This is a genomic window from Bacteroides ovatus (assembly GCF_001314995.1).
Classification (GTDB): Bacteria; Bacteroidota; Bacteroidia; order Bacteroidales; family Bacteroidaceae; genus Bacteroides; species Bacteroides ovatus.
Map to the genome: position 1 here is coordinate 1,905,705 of NZ_CP012938.1, position 25,054 is coordinate 1,930,758.

18 protein-coding genes are annotated in these 25,054 nt (G+C 44.3%); 6 read left to right on the forward strand and 12 right to left on the reverse strand.

Annotated elements, in window-relative coordinates; translation table 11 throughout:
• Positions 1-447 precede the first annotated feature (447 nt).
• The 4 genes from Bovatus_RS07745 to Bovatus_RS07760 form a co-directional block, all read right to left on the reverse strand.
• On the reverse strand, positions 448-3,033 hold the full coding sequence (locus tag Bovatus_RS07745) for a collagen-like triple helix repeat-containing protein (RefSeq protein ID WP_004300649.1): 2,586 nt from the start codon (positions 3,031-3,033) through the stop codon (positions 448-450).
• Between the two features lie 374 nt (positions 3,034-3,407).
• Positions 3,408-4,346, reverse strand: a complete 939-nt coding sequence (locus Bovatus_RS07750) for a tyrosine-type recombinase/integrase (RefSeq protein ID WP_004300650.1) — start codon at positions 4,344-4,346, stop codon at positions 3,408-3,410.
• Between the two features lie 470 nt (positions 4,347-4,816).
• Positions 4,817-7,834 (reverse strand): hypothetical protein, encoded by a 3,018-nt coding sequence (locus Bovatus_RS07755; protein ID WP_004300653.1) that lies wholly within the window; start codon positions 7,832-7,834, stop codon positions 4,817-4,819.
• A 372-nt stretch (positions 7,835-8,206) separates the two neighbouring features.
• The gene (locus tag Bovatus_RS07760) at positions 8,207-9,151 is read right to left on the reverse strand and encodes a tyrosine-type recombinase/integrase (protein WP_004300654.1); all 945 of its coding nucleotides are present in this window, start codon (positions 9,149-9,151) and stop codon (positions 8,207-8,209) included.
• A gap of 202 nt (positions 9,152-9,353) precedes the next feature.
• Here Bovatus_RS07760 and Bovatus_RS07765 point away from each other — a divergent pair, with 202 nt between their 5' ends.
• Positions 9,354-9,623, forward strand: a complete 270-nt coding sequence (locus Bovatus_RS07765) for a DUF4248 domain-containing protein (RefSeq protein WP_004300655.1) — start codon at positions 9,354-9,356, stop codon at positions 9,621-9,623.
• Positions 9,624-9,860: 237 nt separating this feature from the next.
• Here Bovatus_RS07765 and Bovatus_RS07770 read toward each other — a convergent pair whose 3' ends face one another.
• Entirely contained in the window at positions 9,861-10,016 is a 156-nt protein-coding gene (locus Bovatus_RS07770) for a hypothetical protein (protein ID WP_224440856.1), read from the reverse strand.
• A 133-nt stretch (positions 10,017-10,149) separates the two neighbouring features.
• Between Bovatus_RS07770 and Bovatus_RS07775 the strand changes: the two genes are divergently transcribed.
• From Bovatus_RS07775 to Bovatus_RS07795, 5 genes are all read left to right on the forward strand, one after another.
• Positions 10,150-10,773 (forward strand): hypothetical protein, encoded by a 624-nt coding sequence (locus Bovatus_RS07775; protein ID WP_004300658.1) that lies wholly within the window; start codon positions 10,150-10,152, stop codon positions 10,771-10,773.
• Positions 10,774-10,820: 47 nt separating this feature from the next.
• Positions 10,821-12,200, forward strand: coding sequence for a replicative DNA helicase (gene dnaB / locus Bovatus_RS07780; RefSeq protein ID WP_004300659.1), 1,380 nt, complete (start codon positions 10,821-10,823; stop codon positions 12,198-12,200).
• 188 nt (positions 12,201-12,388) lie between these two features.
• Positions 12,389-12,895: an HU family DNA-binding protein gene (locus tag Bovatus_RS07785; RefSeq protein ID WP_004300660.1), complete on the forward strand. Its 507-nt coding sequence runs from the start codon at positions 12,389-12,391 to the stop codon at positions 12,893-12,895.
• Between the two features lie 121 nt (positions 12,896-13,016).
• Positions 13,017-13,310 carry a hypothetical protein gene (locus tag Bovatus_RS07790; protein ID WP_004300661.1) on the forward strand — a complete coding sequence of 98 codons (294 nt, stop codon included), beginning with the start codon at positions 13,017-13,019 and terminating at the stop codon, positions 13,308-13,310.
• Positions 13,311-13,337: 27 nt separating this feature from the next.
• The gene (locus Bovatus_RS07795) at positions 13,338-13,787 is read left to right on the forward strand and encodes an N-acetylmuramoyl-L-alanine amidase (protein ID WP_004300662.1); all 450 of its coding nucleotides are present in this window, start codon (positions 13,338-13,340) and stop codon (positions 13,785-13,787) included.
• Here Bovatus_RS07795 and Bovatus_RS24640 read toward each other — a convergent pair.
• The 7 genes from Bovatus_RS24640 to Bovatus_RS07825 form a co-directional block, all read right to left on the reverse strand.
• On the reverse strand, positions 13,756-13,986 hold the full coding sequence (locus tag Bovatus_RS24640; protein ID WP_004321419.1) for an AAA family ATPase: 231 nt from the start codon (positions 13,984-13,986) through the stop codon (positions 13,756-13,758). The genes Bovatus_RS07795 and Bovatus_RS24640 overlap by 32 nt on opposite strands.
• A 268-nt stretch (positions 13,987-14,254) precedes the next feature.
• Positions 14,255-16,822: a zinc-dependent metalloprotease gene (locus Bovatus_RS07800; RefSeq protein WP_004300664.1), complete on the reverse strand. Its 2,568-nt coding sequence runs from the start codon at positions 16,820-16,822 to the stop codon at positions 14,255-14,257.
• Between the two features lie 42 nt (positions 16,823-16,864).
• Entirely contained in the window at positions 16,865-17,836 is a 972-nt protein-coding gene (locus Bovatus_RS07805) for a fimbrillin family protein (protein WP_004300665.1), read from the reverse strand.
• Positions 17,837-17,930: 94 nt separating this feature from the next.
• Complete coding sequence (locus Bovatus_RS07810; RefSeq protein ID WP_004300666.1) at positions 17,931-19,571, reverse strand: PKD-like family lipoprotein; 1,641 nt, start codon at positions 19,569-19,571, stop codon at positions 17,931-17,933.
• Between the two features lie 9 nt (positions 19,572-19,580).
• A complete protein-coding gene (locus tag Bovatus_RS07815; protein WP_004300667.1) occupies positions 19,581-20,306 on the reverse strand; it encodes a DUF4843 domain-containing protein in 726 nt (241 codons plus the stop codon).
• A 12-nt stretch (positions 20,307-20,318) separates the two neighbouring features.
• On the reverse strand, positions 20,319-21,878 hold the full coding sequence (locus tag Bovatus_RS07820; protein WP_004300668.1) for a RagB/SusD family nutrient uptake outer membrane protein: 1,560 nt from the start codon (positions 21,876-21,878) through the stop codon (positions 20,319-20,321).
• A gap of 8 nt (positions 21,879-21,886) precedes the next feature.
• The gene (locus tag Bovatus_RS07825) at positions 21,887-25,024 is read right to left on the reverse strand and encodes a SusC/RagA family TonB-linked outer membrane protein (protein WP_004300669.1); all 3,138 of its coding nucleotides are present in this window, start codon (positions 25,022-25,024) and stop codon (positions 21,887-21,889) included.
• Positions 25,025-25,054 lie beyond the last annotated feature (30 nt).

The window sequence follows — 25,054 nt, forward strand, 5'->3', positions numbered from 1 at the left end:
AACAATTCATTCTACACATTTACCAGGAAATAATTTAAGGACGACAAAGTAAGAGGAGGATGACTACACAAAAAGATTGAAAAGCCCGGACTTTCGCAAGCTCGGGCTTTCTATATTCTCTCAAGACATCTCCTTAATCTATAGGGAAATGGGGAACTAGCAAAACATTTAGAGTATACTAGTATTCTTGTAAAGAGATGCACTTAGAGTAAAGAAAAAGGGATGCCAGTGGGAAATTAGGGAGGCATCCCTTTCTAAAAGAAGTACAGATAGGGAAGGATTGACTTTCACAAGCTAATACCTTCCATCTGTTACTTCTCGGCGTATTCTTCACCATAACGGCGAAGAAGGGTTTATCTATTTTATCATCCGTTCAAGAGACAGCTCCCAATCCCATTAGGGATAAACATAGAGGAGCTATCTGATAAAACATTGAATGATTTCAAATTAATCTGCAAAGAGAGCAGTAGGGAATGTTACTGTCTTCACTACAGCTGCAGGAGATGTCGCGCTCCAGCTGATTGAAGGAGTAATAGTAACCGTCACTACCAAATCTTTCACAAGGCCTTGCAGTGCCAGACCAGCAGATGTAAGCTTCACTTTCTTTCCAGTAGAATCAAACTCGAAGTTAACTTTATCACTTAGTTCTACCTTAATAGAATATCCATAAAGAGCAAGAACATCGTCAGCAGAAGTCAAAGTACTAGTGTCATAAGTATTTTCATCTGCAGTCGGCCACATAGCCTTGCCTTTTCTGTCTTTCCATACGAGGTCAGTTAATACATCGATCTCTTCATTTTTAGCTTTAGCCGTATACTCTTTTATAATGCCAGTTTTTGCTACTGCCGCACCAAATTCTGATTTAAGCAGTTCTGACAATGATATGAATTGAACCTTTTTGTTACCAATTACAGAAAGATCAGTAGCACCATCAGGTTTACAATTTACATTTACGGTCAATGCCATATTGTCTTTAGCGTGATCCATGTCTACTGTGAACTTACCGTTAGCTACACTTCCTACAGGATCGTCGCCATTCTTGTCTATAGCGTATGTAACACTAGTGTATTTCCCTGCAGTAACTCCGTCAGTAATATCGCTCCAGCCAGTAAAGATTGCACTCATATCTCTTTCAAGTTTGATGCTCTGAATTTTAGTAACTGAACCTGAAGCAGAAGTAACGGTAGTCGTTGTTTCATTAATTACGAGAGATACTTTATCATCTTCAGTCCACATACCTGGAGCAGGTGTAAACACAGGCACGAGATAACCGACAGTTACCGGCAATTTGAATATAATTTGCTTCGTATTATCAACGTCGACTGTCAATACAGCATCCATAGAACCCAAGTATGCAGCGCCTACTGTCAGTTTCAGGGCGTCGTATTTAGTGTTGCTAGTACCAATGCCACTGAACTTCACTTTATCAGTTGCGTTGGCCGTAGCACTCGAACTGCTAATTTTAGCAGTAGTAATAGCATCTTTGATTGCTTTAATATTAGCAGCTGACACCTCAATATCACTCTTTTCGCCAGAGTTCCAAGTTACATCCTGTGCTGCCAAAGTAACTGTTTCTACTTGCTTGAAGGTGACAGTCAGTTTAGCTGCAGCATTGGTTACACTCGCACGCTCTACTCCATCATAAGGTTTACCATCTGTAGTCAGATAGCAGACTTCTACCTCTGCTTCTTGTCCTGTGGGAGAAATAATAGTCTGTTTACCATCTTTCGTTCCTAATTTCACATCTGCAGGAGCACCGTCCGCTAATTGATAATAATATGCGTAGACAGTACTCAAATCCATAGGAGTAGTGGTAGCTGCAGCAGCCAAGTCATCCAAAACAAGCTCCTTACCTACTTCTGCAGACACTGCTGCATCCGCCAGTGTTACAGTAGAACCAGAAACTGCTTCCGCTTTAATCTTCACATCATAAGCAGAGATAATCTCATTACCCCATGCGTCGTATGTGCAGAGTGCATACGCAGCTTCGGCAGGTGCTGTGGCTAGATCACCTTTTGGATTGATAGTCAGGTCATAGATACCACGATTTTTAGTAGGTTCTGCAGTACGAGTCAAAGGGCCAACTGTCTTGTTCTGCGCCATTTTAGAGATAATGTATGGTGCGTCCCCTTTTGAGTCCTTCAAAAGAATAGTGTATTTGCTAACATCACTAAAGTCGATATTCACCGGATTAATCAAAGCGTTCACTACATTGTCTGCAGCAAACAATAGTTGATTTTCTTTATATTCAACCCCATGGAACGTGAAAGCTGCTGCACATTTACCGTATTTTAATGTAACATCTTTCGTTCCGTCAGTAGTGATTTTGCCGTTGTTAATTGCTACTCCCTGAATACTAGTAATCAATTTACCAGTCGGCAGAACAACATCCACAAACTTACCGGTTTCCTGATCCTTCACATGCAAAGTCAGACTAGGAGTGCCGTCACCTTGTACAAGATAGATATTGGATTCAGCAGAATCACCCTTCACCCATTTACTTGATGCGTCATCATAAAAATACCAGAAGCCTTTTTCATAGTCACCGGTTCCGTTACCGATAAAAGGTGAATGACCGGCAGGACCTGTTGCCCCAGTTTCTCCCTTCGGGCCGGCAGGACCTGTTGCCCCAGTTTCTCCCTTTGGACCGTCAGGACCAGTTGCCCCAGTTTCTCCCTTCGGACCGGCAGGACCTACGGCACTATGTCCACTGTCGATACCGTCAAACAACCAGTGGTTAGTGGTTGGATCAATAGTAACCTTCGTTCCAGGATCTCCTTTTTTACCGTCTACAATAGAATAAGAATCTCCATTATTGAAAGTAATTTTAAATCCACCTTCAATATCGGTCACGTCAGTCACCCATTTACCGTCGTCGACCTTTGCCTGCAATGTGGCAATGCCTGCCTTATTCGCATCAATTTGCGTTTGCAGATTGTCAATGTCATCATCATAGTCTTTACAGCCTACGTAAGTGACAGTAGCAAGTGCCAATGCCCCGAAAAGCATTACCCTAACAAAATTTTTCTTCATAACTACTTAAAAATTACATTAATAATATATTATTAAACACTAAGTTTCAACAATAACCCCTCTGTTACTTTCTAGGTAACGGAGAAACCTTTGTGCCTGCTCTTCGGGAGTAGTTAATACTGAAAAATAATACAATATGCAATGAAACTTTTTTACCCCTGCTTCTGAAAGGCAGTAGAGGGAAGGAGATTTTTTGCAAAAATTTAGAAGTTAACAAAGTCCTAATACAAAGAATCCGCGTGTTTTATTTATATAATTCCTGTTTTGAGTGGTTTATTGGAAAAAATGTATGATTTCGTTTGGTTGTTTTAAGAAATATGCTCATATTTGCACCGATATTCATTCCCGTTACCTAGAAAGTAACAGAGTAATTTTCAAGTATTTACACCTATCACAGAGCGTTTCACAAAGTCAAGAACTTGTTTATTTGCTTCATCAATTTTCTTACTCCGGAAAGGTTTCAGGTAAGTCTCGGTCACAGTGATAGATGAATGTCCCATCGCTTCGGAGATAATGCCCGGATGAATTTCACAATAATAAGCCGTCGTAGCCCAGGTATGGCGGGCGGTGTACGAACTCAATTTATCGGATAATCCCAATAATTCACCTAACAACATCAACTGTTGGTTAAAGCTGCGCAATGCCAACTGATATTCGCGATACGCCTCTTTAGTTCCTTCACGGCTTTTCAACAATGGAAACAAATAAGGGGAAGTAGGATCACGATTGATGTACTTCTTTACCAGGATCATCGCTTCCGCAGTCAACGTCACAGATAGAGGACGACCTGTCTTACGTCTGCGATACGTTATTACGTTATCACGCAAATCGCTCTTACGCAAATAAGCAAGATCGACAAATGGCATACCACGTAACAAGAACATCAAAATAAACAACTCTTGTGCCTGATATACAGCCAATGAAACACCCGATGTACGGGACAATTTAACAAACACCTTTTTCATATCTTCATCGCCCAACGCACGTTTATGATCGGCGCGAGTACCGGTATAAACAGAACGGAACAAGTGAGGAACATAAGGTGCCTTACGAAGATCGACGGCACGATTGTAAACTGCACGAAACGTACGCAAATAAGTGGAAACGGTGTTCCAACTACAACCACGACTACGAAGATGTATTTCAAATCCTTTTAACCACTCCGGACTCACTTCTTCAAAGGTGAAGTCCGCTTTCCCACAATAAGCAATGATGGCATTCAGACTGCTACGATAAACGTGCGCAGTACCGAAGTTTCCCTCCACCTGTAGCCCCGTGGCTACTTGCTTCATAAATGTTACTACTTTCAACATTTTCTCAATTTATTAATTTATTCGACAATAAAGATACAAGTATTCTTTCATCTAAAAACTCATCATACGAACAAAACTGAAAACAAAGATGTTTTATAGAGAAAGCTATCAAAGTCGATTTATAACAAAAGCCCGGACTTTCGCAAGCTCGAGCTTTCTATATCTTGGGGACGTCTCCTTTACCTATAGGGAAATGGGTGACTAGCAATTGATTCTAGTACAACAAAAAAGACGCTCCAAGAATAAAGATAAAAGGGATGCCAGTGGGAAATTAGGGTGGCATCCCTTTTCTAAATAGAAGAACAAAGATAGAAGGATGGACTTTCACAAGCTGTGTCCTTCGCTTTGTTCTGGGGTAAAAATATCTTTTTCACACATAGGTGAAGAAGGGTTTTATCTTTATGGAGATAAATATCTCCTGCTCCCGACAGGAAGACCCCATACGTCACAGGAGATATATCATCATCTAATTAATTAGTAGTATCGTCTACCCAAGTTGAAACTTTGACTGTAATAGTCTTAGCCTGACCAACCATGCTACCCCAAGGAGAAGTAGGAGTAGCTTTCACGGTAACTACCAAGTTAGCATTGTTCATACTCAATTTAGCCATTGCATCAGTCAATTTGAGTTTATTATCAGAAATAGTAGGCTTCACAAAAGAAGACGCATCATTTCCTGAAAGAGAATACTCGATAGAGAAACCGTAGATAGTCATAGCATCACTTGCATAGGTGTCAGTAGCAAAAGTAGGCCATACATCTTTGCTATTTTTATCTTTCCAGATAAATGCTGTTGTCAAATCAAAACCGGCTTTTCTTGCATTCTCATCTGTCACATCATAGTCAAATTCAGTCGTTTCTGCATCTTTATAGCTAAATGTTCCGTTCAAGTTAGCGGCAGGAATGATTACCGGAATAGTTTCGGTGAATATTACGTTCTCATCACATTTTCCCTGCAGCGTAACATTGATTGGTTCGCCATCGTATTGGTTAGTCACTGTTACAGTACCGTCATTTTCATTAACAGTTACACCACGACTCGCCGGAGCAGCTTTTTGAGTATTAGCAGCAAGAGCAAACTTCATAGTACCGCCCATATCCGTAACTAATTTGCCATACACGGCATCATAATTAGAATAAAGTTCTTTCAAGCTTCTGGATGCTGTTACTGCTGTTATCTTGCTGCTAACATCTTTAGCAAAGTTAGTTAGCAAAGTTCCGTCCGTTTGAGTAATAGCTTCCAGTTTAAATGCCGCATCAGTTTCTTTAGGAAGAGTTACGGTTACGCCCTTCACTGTTACATCAACAGTGTAATCACCCTTCGTAATCTTCGTAGTAATATCAGTAGCCTCACAAGTTGTATTTGCAGGAACGACCAAGGCTAGTTGATCGCTGCCGTTCAAACCTAACTTAATAGTCTGATCTTGTGAAACACCTTCAAAGGTACAACCGGAGAAATCACTCATACTAGCATTTCCCAATGCAGTTTTTATTGCAGTTATAACAGCAACAGCGTCACCAGTAGTAGCGATGTTATACATCTTTTCTGCAGCATTCCACAAAATAGGATCTGTTGAAGCCAGTGTAGCCGTTTGTGCCTGTCCTTCGCTGACAATTTTAACTTCCGTATATTCCTTGGCATCATAAACTTTTGTCGTAGGATGTTCCTCTCCGGCTGTTGCAGGATCTGTCACTGTTACAATAGATTGTACAGTAGCTTGGCTTCCTGCATCTCCTTTAGCTTTCAATACACCAGTCTCTGCATTCAAATCAAAGTTAGCAGCAACATTTGCTGTCGTTGAAAATGCTACACTGAAATACTTATCAGAGATACCGAGTTCGCTCAATGTCTTTGTATCAGGAGTACCGTCTACATCTCCATTAGCTTTTATTGCTGTATTCACAGTTACGTTATAATCAGATACCTTGGCATCTCCATCATTTTCCTTATAGTCAATACTAGCACCTTTCTTCACTGTTGCTACTCCTGCATTTGCAGATGCCCATTCCACCTTACTGATATACAGATTACTCTTCACAGCGGCAAAATAGTTGGAGGAGACATCATTCAAAGTCTTCTTATCGGCAGCAACTTTGTCTGTTACAGTCAGAGCCACAGCATAACTATTTTTCACTGCGCTAGCATCCAATGTTACTTCAATCAAGTTAGGTTCAGCATCTACCACTTTGATTCCTTTTATCTTGAACGGATCGTTTAGAGAACGCGTCTTCACTTTCTGGCAATCTACAGAAATAACATATTTCGCATTCTCACTTACTTCACCATTCTCACCATAACAAGCAACCAAATCTTTTATTACATCAGCCGGAGATACACGGAATCTCACTGCCACTTCGTTGACATTGACTACCGATTTCCAGTCGTGACCACCACCCGTAGCAAAGTCCACATAGTATGTATTAAACTGAACCTGTCCGTCTGCATAAGTCGGCACATACACGATACTCTGAATCATGCCTTTGATAGCGTCGATTTCTTTCTGAAGATGATCGGTCAAATCTTTGATCGCTTGATTGACAGCTGATTTCTCATCAGCAATCAGCGCTTTTACACCTTCATCCAATGTGGCAGTCCCTTCCGGCATATTGAGAGCAGCAACAGCTTTCTGTGCGTCAACAATCTGTTTGATAAGAGCTGCATAGTTTTCATAATCTGCGCCTTCTGTTTTTGCTACATAAGCATTGATGGCAGTCAGCAATTCATTTAATTGTGCCTGCTGTGCTTTAGCATCATCACTGAAAAGTTTATCGTACACATTTCCTACAAAAGTAGCCAGCGTTGTAGACACTCCATATTTTTCAGTAAGTACAGCATTGATGTTACCGAGTTCTGTTGTGATTCCGCTTTGAACAGCTCCTGTTACATACTTAGCAATCTCTCCCCACTTATCCTGATCGGTTCCATCATGCTTAAGAGCATCGATGATAGCTTGATTTACATAAGCACCGAAGCTGGTACTTTCGTAAGCACTTACATTTTTTTTGCCGGATGTGATGTATGCCTGTTCTGCTGCAATCAGTTCAGATAATACGGTTTTGGCATCTTCAAGTTCTGTAATCTTCTTTTCCAAGCCACTGACTCCATCCTCACCTTTGAGAATCTTTTGCAAAGAGGTCAGTTGATTTTGAAGGTCTGTCAATCTTGCTGCCAAATCTTTAGCTTTATCGCCTGTAGCATCTGCCAAAGCTTTTTCCAATGCAGCGATTTTTTGTTTCAAAGTTTCTTCACCATCCGGATTTTTCACAAGTGCACTCAAGTCGTTCAGTTGTGTCTGCAAATCTTGTTTTGCCTTTTCAACTGCGCTCTTCATGTCTTCTGTACTTACCGGACTGGTCGATGTGATCTTATCAACCTGCTCCTGCAAGCCTTTAATATCATCATCATAGTCCTTACAGCTTGTCACCACTGTACTGACTGTAAGCGTCAATGCCCCAAAAAGCATTACCCTAACAAATTTTTTCTTCATAACTACTTAAAAATTACATTAATAATATATTATTAAACACTAAGTTTCAATAATAGCCGCCCGTTACTTCGTAGGTAACAGAGAAACCTTTGTGCCTGCTCTTCGGGAGTAGTCAATACGGAAAAATGAGACAATATACGATTACATTCTTTACCCCTGCTTCTTAGAAGCGGCAGAGGGGCGGGAGACCTTTTGCAAAATTTAGAAGTTAACAAAGCCCTAATACAAAGAATCCGCGTGTTTTATTTGGTTAATTCCTGTTTTGAGTAGTTTATTAGAAAAAATGTATGATTTCGTTTGGTTGTTTTAAGAAATATGCTCATATTTGCACCGATATTTCAACCCGTTACCTACGAAGTAACAGAGTAAAAGTCAAGCACTTACACCTACCACAGTTCGTTTTATAAAATCAAGTACCTGTATATTTGCTTCATCAATTTTCTTATTTCGGAAAGGCTTCAAATAAGTTTCCGTCACGGTGATAGACGAATGTCCCATCGCTTCGGAGATAATACCCGGATGAATTTCGCAATAATACGCAGTCGTAGCCCAGGTATGGCGGGCGGTGTACGAGCTCAACCGGTCTTTGAGTCCCAATGCCTTTCCTAATAATTCCAACTGATAATTAAAATTGCGCAATGCCAGTTGATATTCCCTATACGCCTTTGGCGAACCTTCGTCACTATGAAGAATCGGGAACAAATAAGGCGACTGTTCCTCCCGATTCATATACTTTTGCAAAAGAAACATCGCTTCCGTCGTCAACGTCACAGACAACGGACGCCCCGTTTTACGACGACGATAACTAATCACATTTCCCCGCAGATCACTCTTACGCAAATAAGCCAGGTCGACAAAAGGCAATCCCCGAAGCAGGAACATAAGAATGAACAACTCCTGCGCACCCTTCATGGCAGGAGTGATGGCGTCCGACTGCAACAGACGGGCAAACACCTTCTTCATATCCTCCATATCCAGTGCCCGGCGGCGGTCTGCCCGCGTACCTGTATATACGGAGCGAAAAAGATGCGGCACGTATGATGCCTTCCGAAGATCGACAGCGCGATTGTAAACCGCACGCAACGTGCGAAGATACGTAGACACCGTATTCCAACTACACCCACGTGCACGAAGACTACCCTCAAAATGCTTCAGCCACTCCGGAGTGATTTCCCAAAACGACAAACGATCGGAACCCTGAAAAGTAAGAATCGCATTCAACGTACTTCTGTATACATGAGCAGTCCCTAAATTTCCACTCTGCTGCAAATCAACAGCCACTTGTTTCATAAACAAAGTAAAACTTTCCTTTTTCATTAAAAATAAATTAATAATTAATATTTACTTTTCCCACATTTTACTTTAGTAAAATACAAAAATATATCTTCAAAAATTTACATACATAAAATCTAAAAAATAAAAACCAAAACATTTACATTAATCATCAAAGTAAATTTCATACATTTGCACAATTTTTCAAACAACATATTATTTTAACCATTTAAAGTATAAAAAAATTATGAACAACAATGAACCAGCTGCCGAACGCTACAGCATTAATGGATTCAAGTATTTCTCCGAATTGGCGAAGGAGTATTTTCCCGATCTGGCAAACGCTTCTTCCGCCAGCAAAAAAATGCGCAAACGCATTAAAGCAAACAAGACATTGAACGAACAACTGGTTGCTGCATATTACACCAGCCAAACAATCGATGTCAGTCCTGAAATGCAGCTAATCATCTACCGACACTGGGGACCTCCCCACATTGACTTGCCGACAAACGTTTAGCGCGTAACAGAAAACGAAAACACGGACAAGAAATAAAAGGAAAATCGATCTATATATTTTTAAATATATCATTTATCTTTTATTGTTTATTATGTATTCCACTTTGCGTTCACCACTTTTTTTCAAAACAAAGATAACTACCAATCATATAGCTATTTACAGAAAGAAAAAAGCGTTCCACAAAGCGTTCGGCAAAAATGACCGTTTTTTCACTACAAACAAGACCTTCGAATCCCCCTAAACGAAGGCTTTGTTTTTTCTCCAACAGAAGCTCCACCAGTCACCAACAGAAGCTCCACCAACCACCAACAAAAGCTCCGCCAACCACCAACAGAAGCTCCGCCAACCACCAACAGAGCATCCGTTCCATCCCCACTCCTTCCCCGGCTTCATGAAAGAAGAAAAAAAACAGCGATTTGCGCATCGCGGCACCCTTTATTCATCCACACCCGTCCGCACGGAACCACCCCCCTTGCGCATCGCACAGGAACGGCGTACCTTTACAGAAATTTAAAACGATAACCCAATGAACAATTTCAACTTTCAAGCCATGATGGAACATGGTTTTCTCATTATCCCCAAAGCCCTGCTACAACAACAGATAGAAGACCCGAACATAGAAGCCGGAGAAATAGAAGCGCTCCTGAAAATCCTGATGAAAGTCAACTATTCGGACACGTTATACAGCGACCGGCAGCACAAAGACTACCTGTGCAAAAGAGGCGAAAGCATGTTCAGCTACCGCGACTGGAGCCGCATTTTCCGCTGGTCTGTCGGAAAAACCTTCCGGTTCATACACGCCCTTGCCATCCTGGGGATCATCGAAATCGTCCCCCATCCCAACAACCCGTCCCTGCATATCCGTGTCGTCGAATACGACAAATGGGTAGGAGCCCCCGACAGCGGCAAGCAGAAAAAGAAAGCCGTCAACGAGAAGTTCCGCCTGTTTTGGAATGAGTTTCACAGCATCACGCAGCTTCCCAAAGAAAACATCGCCAAAGCGCAACGCGAATGGAAAAAATTAAGCGACAAGGAACAGCAACTCGCCATCGACAAGGTAGAAGATTATTATTTCCACCAAACAAACATCAACTACCTGCTCCACGCTGCCAGCTATTTATCCAACAAAGCTTTCCTAAACGAATACTGATAAAACGAATCCCAATTAAACGAAGACTGATTAAACAAACACTGATTATGAATACCGAAAACAGAGTTTCACCACAGGCTCCCGAAATAGAAGAAGCCATCATCGGCGCCTGCCTGATAGAGCAGAGAGCTATACCACTGATAGCCGACAAGCTGCGCCCCGAAATGTTCTATGTCCTGCGCCACCAACTGATCTACGCCGCCATACTGGCTATGTACCACGCCGGAATGAAGATAGACATCCTCACCGTAAAAGAAGAGCTTTCCCACCGCGGAAAGCTCGAAGAGGCGGGCGGAGCGTTCGGCATCACCCAGTTGAGCAGCAAAGTGGCGACTTCCGCCCACCTCGAATATCACGCGCAGATCGTACACGAGAAATATCTACGACGCGAAATGATCTTGGGATTCAACAAACTACTCGCCTGCTCGCTAGACGAAACGATGGACATCGACGACTCGCTGATGGACGCGCACAACCTGCTCGACCGTCTGGAAGGCGAATTCGGCCACAACAACCACATGCGGGACATGGATGAACTGATGACCGCCACCATGACCGAAGCCGAAGGACGTATTGCCAACAACATAAACGGAGTAACCGGCATCCCTACCGGACTGGCAGACCTGGACCGCATGACGTCCGGACTCCAAAACGGCGAACTAGTGGTAATTGCCGCCCGTCCCGGCGTAGGAAAAACGGCATTCGCACTACACCTGGCACGAAACGCAGCCATGGCAGGACATGCCGTAGCCGTCTACAGCCTCGAAATGCAAGGAGAAAGACTGGCCGACCGATGGCTGACAGCAGCCAGCGAAGTCAGTGCCCGCCATTGGCGGTCAGGAACCGTCAGCCCGCAAGAGCTTGCAGAGGCACGCACAGCAGCCGCCGACCTCAAACGCCTGCCGATACACGTAGACGACAGCACCTCGGTCAACATGGAACACGTACGATCCAGCGCGCGACTGCTGCAAAGCCAACATGCGTGCGACGCGATCATTATAGACTACCTGCAACTCTGCGACATGACAACCGGCCAAAACAACCGCAACCGCGAACAGGAAGTGGCGCAAGCCACCCGCAAAGCGAAGTTGCTAGCCAAAGAGCTAAACGTACCGGTGGTACTGCTTAGCCAGCTAAACCGCGAATCGGAAAACCGCCCCGCAGGCCGCCCCGAACTGGCACATCTCCGCGAAAGTGGCGCAATCGAGCAGGATGCGGACGTCGTGATATTACTCTACCGCCCCGCCCTCGCACGAATAACAACCGACCGCGAAAGCGGTTACCCTACCGAAGAACTAGGCATAGCAATCATAGCCAAACAACGCAACGGAGAGACGGGAAACGTATACTTCAGGCATAATTCGGCAATGACAAAAATCACCGAATACGTCCCACCGCTGGAATACATGCTGAAACATGCTAAATAGATACAGATTCATCCCGATTCCATACAATTTTATATTACAATATATAGCTGTATGGAATTTCTTTTTTAGTTCATTATTGATATAAAATAAATAGCAAAATACTTGACTTTCCCTTTCAAATTTCGTATATTTGTAATGTCAACAAGGACAGAAAATATTATTACTTAAACCTTAACTTTTTTAATTGTATGAATGTATTAGTGGAGCGCTATCAGCGCAGAAAGTATGTGAATCAGCCGGATTCACAGATGTTGTATTATGTACGCCAGAAATCGGGCACAGTGAGAGTGATGGACATCAACAAGCTGGCCGATGCCATCGAAGCGAACTCATCGCTTACAGCAGGAGATGTGAAGCATTCCATCGAGGCTTTTGTTGAGCAGTTGCGCCTGTCGCTTACCCAGGGCGACAAGGTGAAGATTGACGGATTGGGCACGTTCCATATCACGTTGAGCAGCGAAGGGGCGGAAAAGGAGAAGGATTGCACGGTGCGCAATATCCGCAGAGTAAATGTTCGTTTTGTGGCAGACAAGGCACTTCAGTTGGTGAATACGAGTCATGCCACTACCCGAGGCGAGAATAATGTCGATTTCATCCTGGCCGGAAAGGGTGACGGAGAAGACGCGGATGGCGGCAACGGTGGTGGAAACAGCGGTAGCGGCGGAAGCGGAGAAGCTCCGGACCCGGCAGCCTAATCATTAAAAACAGTGCCGCATGGGTATTACAGAGTGATTTCTACAATTGCTCTCCATGTGGTTTCTGTTTTCTTCTACGTTTATTTTTTAATTCTCAATTTTCAATTCTCAATTTATTAAAATGCTCGATAAAATCATAGAGATCATTATGACGATCCTGCCCTTTCTGGGTAGTAATCGCAAGAAGCGCAAAGCAATGGCGCAAGAAGTAAAAGAGTTCAGTGAACTGGTGAAAGACCAATATACATTTCTGATGCAGCAGTTGGAAAAAGTGTTGAAGGATTATTTCGACCTTAGCTCGAGAGTGAAAGAGATGCATACAGAAATCTTCTCGCTAAGAGGTCAACTGGCACAGGCTGCTGCCTTGCAATGTATCAATAAAGAGTGTCCACAACGTAGTGTGACAGAGGCATGATAGTGATTCAGTCTATTTAATCCATCCATGAGAACTATAAATCTGATAGTAATCCATTGCTCCGCTACGCGCGAAGATAAGAGTTTCACAGAATATGACCTGGACGTCTGTCATCGCAGACGGGGATTCAACGGAGCGGGGTATCATTTCTATATCCGCAAGAACGGGGACATAAAATCTACCCGTCCGATAGAACGGATCGGTGCACACAGCCGCGGTTTCAACAAGGAAAGTATAGGGATTTGCTATGAGGGTGGACTCGACTGCAAAGGACAACCGAAAGATACCCGTACCGAATGGCAGAAACATTCGCTCCGGGTATTGATTCTCGCTTTATTGAAAGATTACCCGAATTGCCGGATATGTGGACACCGGGATCTAAGTCCCGACCTGAACGGAAACGGCGAGATAGAACCGGAAGAATGGATCAAGGCCTGTCCCTGTTTTAATGCTGAAACGGACTGGGGAAAAGTCTGAAAGAAGATACATTCAACTCAAATAAAGATGCCGCCTCCCGTTTCTCCAAATTCAAATACAGGTAATTGTCAAACTGTTTTCCAAATTCATTAACTACCGTTGTCTTACCGACTTGCCTTGCTCCACGCAATATCAAAGGCTTCCTGTGCGTATCGACTTTCCATCTTTCCAAATGAAATAATATATCTCTTTTAAACATAAGCAATAAACTTATTGATTTTCAGCAACAAATTTATAAAAAGTTTCCAAAGATGGGGCAAAACATCATTGATTTTGTTCCAAAGATGGGGCAAGATGCCAGTGATTTTGTTTTAAAGATGGGGCAAGCCACACTAATACTGTTACAAAAATGGGTCAAAACAGAATTTATATAGTTACAATCAGCTGATTTACAAATTAGACGATTTACTATGTACCGACTCCAATCGTACATCGTAAATCGTCTAATCGTCTAATAAGTTCGTCTATTATTTCACGTCGAATGCAGCTTCAATCAGTGCTTTCAAGTTCAGATAATGACTTCTGTATATTCCGCTGGAAGCATTTGCCGCATTAGTCAGGTCTCTTTTAAGATCAGTCAACTGTCCGCGTGCAATGGTCGGTGCCTCGGAAGGGAAATCGAAAGCCACAAGCGAATAACCACCCAGACTTCCGAGCGAGCCGGAACTGTTCTTCGGTTTATCAAGCATTCCGATCAACGCATTGACATAAGTCTTCTGCAAGCTACGCTGGGAAGCATCCGGTTTCTTTCCTCCTTGCAGATCGCTCCAGATACTCTTCTTCAAATCACGGAACAAATCGTTGGCCGTGTATGCTTTCGCTCCGTTGACCAGTTCGTTATCCGTCATTTTGTCGAGCGTGCGGCTACTAAGCAGTTGTTTCAATGTACTGCTCTGTACACGGTAGATCGAATTGAAAGTATTGATACCTGTTCTTTCGGTCAGTTTATCATCCATCAGCCAAGTCGGTGTGGTGAACAGTTCTTTGTTCAAGAAGTCGACCGCTTTCTTCTGAATATCTTTCGGTACGTATTCTACCGCTTTCATGTCTGTCTGTTCCACAGAAATCGGATTGTGGTAGATACCGGCAACATTGGTAGTCACATGCCCCACGTACAAGCTGAATTGTCCCACCACATTCTGATACAAGCGGACGGCCTTCATATAACCTTCATTCGGTTCATAAGTCCAGTTCATGATTTCAGGCATCACGCGTTTCAGGTTTTTGATGCCATACGAACTTGCCAACATGGCATCGTCTCCCAAATCCTCACTCTGGTTGCGGGGATCGTTTCTGTCGAGTTCCGTTCCGAACGTGTAACGTTTGTCTTCGCGCAACTTCCCGATGATCCACTTATTCAGGTGAGGTATTTCGGCTTCCGCCGTTTCATATTCGGGCATCCAGCGGTAGCCCCACTCAATCGCCCATTTGTCGTAGATACCGATACGGGGGAATATTCCCGAACGTGAGATGTTGTCTTCCGGCTGCGCCACATAGTTGAAACGGGCATAGTCCATGATAGACGGCGTGTGCCCGTTAGCTTCCACCCATATTTTGTCTCTTAGTTTCTCTACCGGGACGGTATTGGAAGAGCCGAAGTTATGACGCAGTCCTAACGTGTGTCCCACCTCGTGGGAGGAGACAAAGCGTATCAGTTCGCCCATCAGTTCATCGTCGAACATCGGTTTGCGTGCTCCCGGATCAATGGCTCCCGCCTGCACGATGTACCAGTTGTAGAGCAGGCTCATCACGTTGTGATACCAGTTGATATGCGTTTCAAGGATTTCACCGCTGCGAGGGTCGTGCACGTGAGGTCCGCTTGCGTTGGGTATATCGGAAGGTTTGTACACGATAGCCGAATGGCGGGCGTCTTCCAGGCTCCAAGAAGGATCGTCCGTCGGCGCTTCTTTGCCGAAGATCGCGTTTTTGAATCCCGCTTTTTCGAAAGCTGCTTGCCAGTCGTTCACACCTTGAATGAGGTAAGGCACCCATTTTTTGGGAGTGGCGGGGTCGATGTAGATGATAATCGGTTTCTTCGGTTCCACCAATTCGCCACGAAGGTATTTCTCGCGGTCTTCCTCTTTGGGTTCGAGACGCCAACGGGTGATATTTGCTTTGTACTTCACGCCCTGTGGGTTCTCATCAAAGTCCTTGTAGCTCACGGCAAAGTAACCTACCCGGTCGTCATGCAGTCTCGGTTTCATCGGTTCTTTGGGGAGCAGCAACAGGGAACTGTTCAGTTCGTAAGTCAACGGAGTGGTAGAAGTGGCAAAGAAAGCTGCCAGCAGTTTTTCCAGTCCGCTACCTCCTCCTTTCTTCCGTTGGAAGGTGCGGACAGTACGTATTTCGATATTCTGCGGGAAGGCTTTCAGCGTGTCGATGTAACTTGCGTCGTCTACCATGCTGCTTGCTCCGATGTTATCTTTCACACGGCTGGTGAATGAAAACATTTCGTTATCCTTACGGATATAGTCGGTCATGTCGATTACATAGTTGGTAGTTTCTCCTTCCTTACGGATGGTCTTCAGAGGGAACGTGGCCACAATGGGCTGAACATTGGAGTTCAACACTGCCTGATACAACCCCAGCGTATCGGCCGAATGTTCCAGATAGGAAATCTCACGCACGAACAGTTTGTCGCCACGTCCTTTCTCGAAACGGATGACTTCGTCGCTGATGTAATCGCCCGGATAGCCGACTTTACGTTTCTGCGCGTCTACCGGTGCTTTTACCACCCGGTTGACAATCAGTACATCACGCCCGAAAAGAGAGTCGGCTATTTCAAAGAAATATTTACCCTCTACGTAGTGTACCTTGAAAAAGCCGTCCATTGTTTTGGCTTTGCCGGTGATTACTTTTGCATAAGGTTGCAGCGCATCTTTCTTGCTCTTGGCGATGGAGTCAGCTTTTGCCTTATCCACTGCTTCCGTCTTGCTTTTCTTTTTCTTCTTTTTCTTGAAGATGTCCGTCGATTGCGCTCCGGCCAATGGAACGATCATTGCCAGAATCATCAGAATTGAAACTAATTTCTTCATTTTTTCTTTTTTAATATTTATATACAGATACAAAGATAATAATTATTCGATAGCGGTAATATCTTTCATATTCAGGTTGTTATCCGTTGACCAGAAGCCTGTTTTGGGTTTGCCTGAAGTCGTATATTCCCGTCCGTCGATTGTCAGCGTAAATTTATAGGTATAATTCATTCCTTTTTCAAAAGGAACGGCAACCATCATATAAGCGGTTTCCAGTGAAGACGGAAGTCCGAAAGCCGGCATTCCGGCATTTACTACCAGTCCGTCGGGAATGTTGTAAGTGATGCTATTCAAAGGGGTACCGCTGATTTCACCCGTTGCCAGGTTAACGGTGGCTCCGTCTGCATAAGACAGGGGATGTTCGTCACAAGTTACTACAATTTTAGTACAGGTTTTGTTGGCCAAAGCATCCGGACATTCCAACGCGGGCAAGGTGAGCTGGGAAAACAAAGGTTTGAATTCTCCTAAAGAAACCGTAGCTGCCGAATAACTGGAAGTGGTGGCCGAAGCGTATGCGAAGCCATATTTACGATTGGGCACAAATTCCGATGCATAGTGTTCCTGCACCGAAATGTTTGGAAGGGCTACTGTTTTGTAATCCTGCGAGGCGGCACTATAAGGGGTGTATGCGTAAATGGTATGATCGCCGCTTTTAAATCCTGCGGATAGTTCCGAAGAGGGATTCAAGGTCACTTCGTCGGTCACATGATCTTCATTGTCATAGGTGATATATGTCTTACCTTCATATTCCATCACAGTAGCTTTGGCTACTTCCGACGGGGCGTACGGCAAGTTATCCTGCGATTTGCCATCGGACAACACATATATTCCTATCTTGTCCGCTTCAATCCATCCCTGACTTCCATGGGAGTACACATTATAAGCACCGGAAACGGCAATTTTCCCCACCACGGGAATGTCTACATCTTCATCTTCACCATCATCACTACTGCAACTAACTGAAGATAACGCCAAAGCCACACAAGCGGCAAAATAAAAAAGTCTATTTTTCATACTTTTCTCGTTTAAATGATTAATTATTTACTGATAGATTATTTTCTTGTTTCTAATATTCTTCTTTTCATTTCTTACCTTTTCCTTCCTGTTCCTAATATTCTCCTTCATAGTTCGTGCACCACACCACGCCTTTCACATCGCCAAACCCGCTGAACGTCTGCAATTCCAGATCGGGAGCAAAACCTTCGAAGAGGCGTACCATCTGACTCCTGTTTACGTCGATTATGGCGATCTCTCCATTTTCCTGCGAAAGTGCCAGCCGGAAGTTCGGATCAGTACTATTTCCTCCATAGCCATAGAACTCGCAAACGACGGGGCTTCCACTGATACCGATGATACGACTGCCGGCTGTATAAGCTAGCATGTGGCTGCGCATCTGCATACTGTATATATAGAGATTTTTGTCTCCATCGGTAAAGTAGAAATAAGGATTCTTTTCAAAGTTGGAGGACATCTTGATGACACTTTGCGAGGTCAATAAGGAGCCGCCACTAAATCCGTATTGTTCTGTACCGGTTATCAGGTGAGAATTATTATCCATTCCTTTGACGGCAAACTCATGCAAATTATAATTCCCGGTGCCCTGCACGTCGATCAACGATACATAGTTTGCCCAGAAAGTCACTCCGCCGTTGGAGGCTACATCTATCTTTTCGTAAGCACCGATTGCCAGACAGCGGGTTCCCGCTCCCATGTCGTTCACCCGCAACACACCGGAAGGCACTTCCAAATCCTGATCGTATGTTTCGAAGTAGACAATGGCGGGGGTATAAGCTGTTCCCCACTGCGTATAGTCCGTGATACCGATAAAACGGGCGTTCTGCTCATCATACAAGATACAGCGTTCTTCATCGGCACACCAATAAGTAACGTTATGAAACGGTGCGAAACAGGTAATGCGACTGCCTCCCTCAAACTCATACGGCATGGCACTATACTTTCCATAATATGGAATTTCTTTATTGTCACTGCCTACGGCACGGATATACACGTCTCCCTGTTCGGAACAAATCACGTAATATTCTTTTTTGAACGCGAAGTTCATCATCCGCAAATCTTCCGGCTCTTTACGGTTCTCGAATTCGTCGGCAAGCCACATATCCTTTTGCAACGAATTGCCATCCAGCGTGACACTTCCACTGCCCTGATTAATCAGGATTTTCGGTAAACCTGATACGTAGGAACCGGAGATGGAGCCTAATACATAATAGTAATAGATTCCGCGCGGGTCTGTGCCCAAGCCGTCTTCGATGGTGCTTTCTACATCGTGCGTAGCCCGGAGGCTGGGATTGATGAAAGATAGGGAGGATTTTCCGTCTCCTTTGTCGGAAAGAATCATCCATCCCCAGTCGAAACTGTTCTTTCCCGTCAGGGTATATTTATTGCTGATATAAGTTTCATTCGTTTCTTTATTGATGACTTTCAGTATCAGTTCGTACGTTCCGCCTTTCTCGAACTGGTATTTCAGATGATAACCAGTGTAAATCAGTTCACGGTTCAGATACCATTGAACGGTAAATAGTTCATCTACATTGCCGATGTCCGTTGAGAAATTGATGGGAGCATCCATCTCGAAAAGGGTTCCTACCATAAATGTGTAATCCGACGAAGCGGAATTCACAAAGGAGACTTTGGCAGAGTCGGTATAGTCATAGTTTCCCAAATCGTCATAGCAGCCGGTTATCACGAGAAGCTGCAGGATTGAAATGAATAATATTGTTTTTCGCTTCATAGTTTATTGTCAGTTATCGAGAATTGTTTCATACAGGGGTGTCACTCCGTCTGCATCATAATACTGGTAATTACCTTGCTGCCACTGGTTTTTCCACCAGGTCTTGAAGTCGGCTATCAGGTTGATAAACTCAAGACCGGTGTATTTATCCAATGATTCGAGTATCTCGCCATCCATGAAAATGATAAAAACGCGGTATTTCATATCCGAGTATACTCCCAGATTGGCCGCTGAACTCTGGCTCCACCACACAGGGCAGGAAATCCGGTCGGTCACTTGAATCGTGACGTATTGATATTCTGCCGGGCCTACCAGACAGTTTTCCACTGCATCCAGCGAAAGGGTAAGTGTATATTCTGTGTTGAGCAGTGCTTCATTACGATAGACGGTGACTTCGTAGGTGTCTTCTGCCAGTCCTTTATGGAAGATGCCGGAAGTCAAAGGGGCATAATCGATGCCGGAACGGGCGGTGCTCTTCTCTCCCACTGCGGAAATATCACAGGTAGCATTTTCTTCGAGCAGGTAGCCAAGAAGTGTCATTTTCACTTTCACGGTTCCTTCCCGAAGCAAGGGTGCATCCGTAGCAAAATTGAATGTTATTTTCTGGGGAGACTTATCGTTCATGTAAGTAAAATAGACGTAGTTGTCTCCATGATAAACTTCCAGTTGCTCTTCGCTGCAGGAGGCGAAAACAAGCAGCAGGCAGAAGGTGGTATATGTCAATATTCGTTTCATATTATCCGGGGATTAGTTCGTTGTTTCACTTGCAGGCAATGGAAGTACATAGGAACCGGCCATGTTGATTTCTCCTTCCTCGTCAGAGTCGGGTACGGTGGAGAGGTTCATCCGTTTGTAGGTGTAAAAGGTGCCGCCTTCACCTATCATTTCTTTTCGTATATCGAGCAGTATCTCGGCATCCAGTTGTTCACGGGTACTGACTGTCAGACTAAGGGTACGCTCGGCTCCACGGGCTTTCCTGACTGTTTCGAGGTAGTTGATGCCGTCGGTTATTTTGCCATTATAGCTGCTTATTTCCGCCAGGATATGGCAGATTTCGCTAAACCGGATCACGGGAATCATCGGATTCTCCATCGCTTCTACCACCGATTCTACCGAAGGGTTATACTTGAGGGTGTAGTACTTAGACTGGGTTTCATTGGTGGTCCCAATCAGGTAAGTCAGCCGGTAGTCGGTATATACCCCAGTGTTGTCCGAAGCAAACAGGGAAGGGATGTTCGCCAACGGCAGACGGGTGGTAGACGAAGAGGAGGAAGAACCCCATACAGCCTGTTCATAATCCGTTGCCAACTGTTTCTTGTACAATCCGAACAAGATGTCATGGGAGACTTTCGTGTATCGGGAATTGAGATTGCAAGTGATGTTTTCTCCTTCTGTAAAGCCTATCCATCGCTTCTGCAAATAATAGGTGTTGTAGAGTTCTTTGGCGGCTGTTTCTGCATTTCTGTAGTAGGCAGGGCCGGCATAGATGCAGACACGGGCTTTCAACCCCAACAATGCCAGATAGTTGATACGGATGCCGCGATACCAGAAAAATGCGCCCATATCGTCTATATAGGAACCGGAATTGAAGCGGTAACGGGAATTCCATTCGGGAGTAGGTTCGTACATTTGTGAAGCATACATTGCTTCGGGATGGTATTCGGTGTCAAACTTACGCAGAATGTCTTCCGCTTCCAGCAGGTCTTTCAGGATTTTCTCGATAAAATCGGTAACGGTGCTCTTTTCTATCACAGCGGCTTCATATTTATCACGGTAAGGAAGATAAGTGCCGGAAGGGTTGGTTGCCGGCGCAGGAGCAAACAGGCGGAGCAGGTCAAAATGCATCATCGCCCTTAATGACAAAGCTTCCGCATAAATGAGTTTTTTCTCTTCTTCACCATATTCGAACAAAGAAATGTCCGTCGGCAGAATGTTCTCGATGAGCTTGTTCAGGTTGGCTATTACTTTATAACCTTTCTCCCAAATAGCGGTCACGACGGGTTCGGTGTCGACCGTGTTATAGATAAGTTCGGAAGCATCGGCATACATCGGAGAGATGGTTCCCACTTTTTGATTGTATTGTTGGGAGATGGCGCTTAGAAATCCCCAACTAAGTTGCTTACCGTAGAGTTCGTCGGACGCCAAGTTGGTGTAAATGCCGTTTAGCGCGTTCCGGTAGCCGAAACCGGTGGAAAACAGATCGTCGTCGGCAATCGCATTGTCGGGCGTTACGTCCAGCCAGGCATTGCAGGAGACTGTTAATATTCCTGCCAGGGCTATTAGTATATGGTTGATTCGTTTCTTCATTGGTATTGCTAGAATATGATGTTAGTAGTCAGATTGAATGAACGTGAGTAAGGATAATCCAGTCCCCGCTCCTGGCGGATGGTAGACCAATAGAACAAGTCGTTCATCGTGAACGAAAAGCGCAGGCCGGACAGACGTAGTTTCCTCAATTGTTCCGGACGGAAATTGTAGCTCATTGTCAATGAACTCCATTGCAGGGTATTGTTCTTCTGTACAAAACGCGAAGAAGCACCGGTAGTGACATTACGGTCACGAATATCTTTCATCGTAGTTATATCTCCCGGCCTCTGCCAACGGTCGAGCAGTACCCGCTTATCTACATTGTCATTCTTAATATCAGCATTTTCTACATAAGAGACGAGGGTATTGTTGTAAGCATCGCCGCCAAAGGTATAAAGGAAAGAGGCAAACATGGACAACTGTTTATAAGACAGGGTGTAACCGAACGAGCCTTGTCCTTTGGGGGCTGTATCGCCAATGATGGTCCATTCGTCGGCAGACCATACATCGGTAACATCACCATTACGGCGAAGATAGATTTCTTTGCCATTTGTGGGGCTGATTCCCAATGACTTCATTCCGTAGATGGAGGTCAGAGAAGCTCCTTCATAATACTTCAGATATGTTTGAGCGTATTTCGAATCAGAGCTGCTTTCGGGGTTATATCCGCTGAACAGTTCTTCTACCCTTTTATTATAGTCACGCATTGCCTGGGAGATTTCGACAATCGTATCTTTGTTTCTTGCAAAGCTGCCGTAGAGTTGCAAGAGCCAGTTTCTATCGCTGTAAAGCCTCATCCGCAGTTCCAGTTCGACACCGGTATTTTTCACTTTTCCCATATTCTCTTTGTAGGAGGTGAATCCGGTAGAAGAAGGGATGGTGTAATCGGTTATCAGGTCGATAGTACGTTCATCATAGGCAGAGGCTTTCAGATAGACTTTATCATGCCATAGCCCGATTTCAATTCCGTAATCGAGCGTGTATTTGCGTTCCCATTTCAGGTTCGGATTTCCCATCTGATAGAGGAATACGCCGTACCCTGTGGGGTACCAGCTGTCTGTCTGCAACTGATACATATCTTTAGCCGAATAGAGGGAGAAGTTGGTCTTTCCGGTCAGCCCGTAGGAGGCACGGAACTTCAGCATGGAGAAGAGTTCGTTCGACTTCATAAAATCATAATTATGAATATTGATTCCTGCTCCTGTCGACCAGAACATAGACCATCTTTTATCGGAACCGAACTCGGAAGAGCCGTCGATACGTCCTGTAAGGTCTGCCAGATAGATATTGTTATAAGTATAGTTGGAAGTAAATAAGGCTCCTACCAGACGGGTGGTATTGTCTGAACTGCTGGGCTTGCCATACACTTCTGCCGCATAGTTTGATGAGACAAGATCGCCACCCGGAAATCCCCGGTAATGTGTTTCGGAAGCTGTGCTCTGCGTCTGTCTCATGCTAGAGGATAAGCAGATGTTCAGGTTGTGTCCCCTGAAAGTATTGTTGTACATGAGTGACAGGCTTCCGTCTATCACTGTCCGCTTTTGCGTGGATTCCGTTTTTTCACCGTTAATGCTGCCTGTACTGGCTGAATAACTGGCAGAAGCGGGATCTTTGTATAAATCACCGGTCGAGTTTCTCATCAGGACAGAGAACTGTCCGCGCAGACGCAAACCGTCAGTGATGCGCCAGTTCAGACTAAGGTCATCGGTTACTTCGTTATAACCGGAACGATCGAAGCTGTTGTAGAAATTGATTTCGTACAGTGGATTTACTTGTGTACTGCTGGCACCGTCGAACTTTTCGAGACGACGGACATAATCGCCATTCTCATCATACAGGCGCATATAGGGAAGTAAATGGGAATAGTCGCTGAATGAATTGAAGGGGACATCTGTACTTTTATTATAAGTATAGGTCACTTTGTTCTTTATTTGTAATCCGCCAATACGGTAGTCTACATAAAAAGCGGCATTGGCATTTTTACGGGAAGAGTGTTTCATCACTCCTTCTGTTCCTCTGAATCCCAGTTCCACGCCCCAACGCACATCGTTTTCTCCACCGTCTATGAAGACGGAGTGTTTGTTGTTTAAAGCTGTGCGCAGTCCTTGAGAAAGCCAGTATGTATCGACACCCGTCAGTACATTATTGAGGCGTTGATAGTAACCGTTGGTATAGGGGGCTATTTCCGGCGTGTTACTGTCATATAGTCCTGCCAAACGTTCTGTTTCTAATTTCTCACGGGCATTCATCAGATTGTAAGAAGATAAATCCGGCAGTTCGGCAGACAGTACTCCGGAGTACTGTACGCGAAACTTTCCGGCTTCCGGTGCACGCCGTTCAACTACAATGACTCCGTTAGCCGCACGCGAACCATACATGGCAGTAGCGGCAGCATCTTTCAAAATATTGATACTGTGGATGCTATTCATATCGAGGTCGTATATCTTTTCTACATCGACTTCAAAACCATCCAGGATAAAGATAGGCAGATTGGAGTTACCGCTCAAGACTTCCCGGGAGATGGAGGAGGTAGAAGTCTGTCCCAGTGTCGTTTGTCCGATACCGGTCTGACCACGCAAGACAAACTGGGGCAGGCTGTTGGGATCGGACCCCGCTGCCAGATTCTCCTGTATCCTGAAAGAGGGATCGAAGGTTTGAATAGCTGAAATCAGGTTGTTAGGATTCACTCTCAACAGGTCTTCTTTTTCTATCTTTGTCGTATTTCCAGTGAAGCTTTCTTTCTGTATGGAGTTGTAGCCGGTCACAATCACTTCCTGAATACTTTCAGTGGCTTCTACCATTAGTACATCGACTTTCTGCCTGGAAGTGGTTTTGATTTTACGGGTTTCGAAACCGATATAGGAATAGATGACCAAACCGCCCTCTTCGGGCAGGGTCAACACGTAGCAACCGTTTATATCGGTAATTACACCATTGGAATGACCATCCAGACGAATCGTCACCCCTACCATCGGTTCATTGGAGAGTTTCTCAATCACCCGGCCATAAACATAATTTCCCTGCGGAGGAAGATTGTATGTTTCTTTTAAATTCTTTTTGTTTTGGGCTATTGCATTCGTAGATAGTGATAAAATATATACAAATAGTAAGATTCTATTCAAAGCCCCGGAATTTAGCTTTTGCATAACGGATATATATAGTTATTACATCTGCAA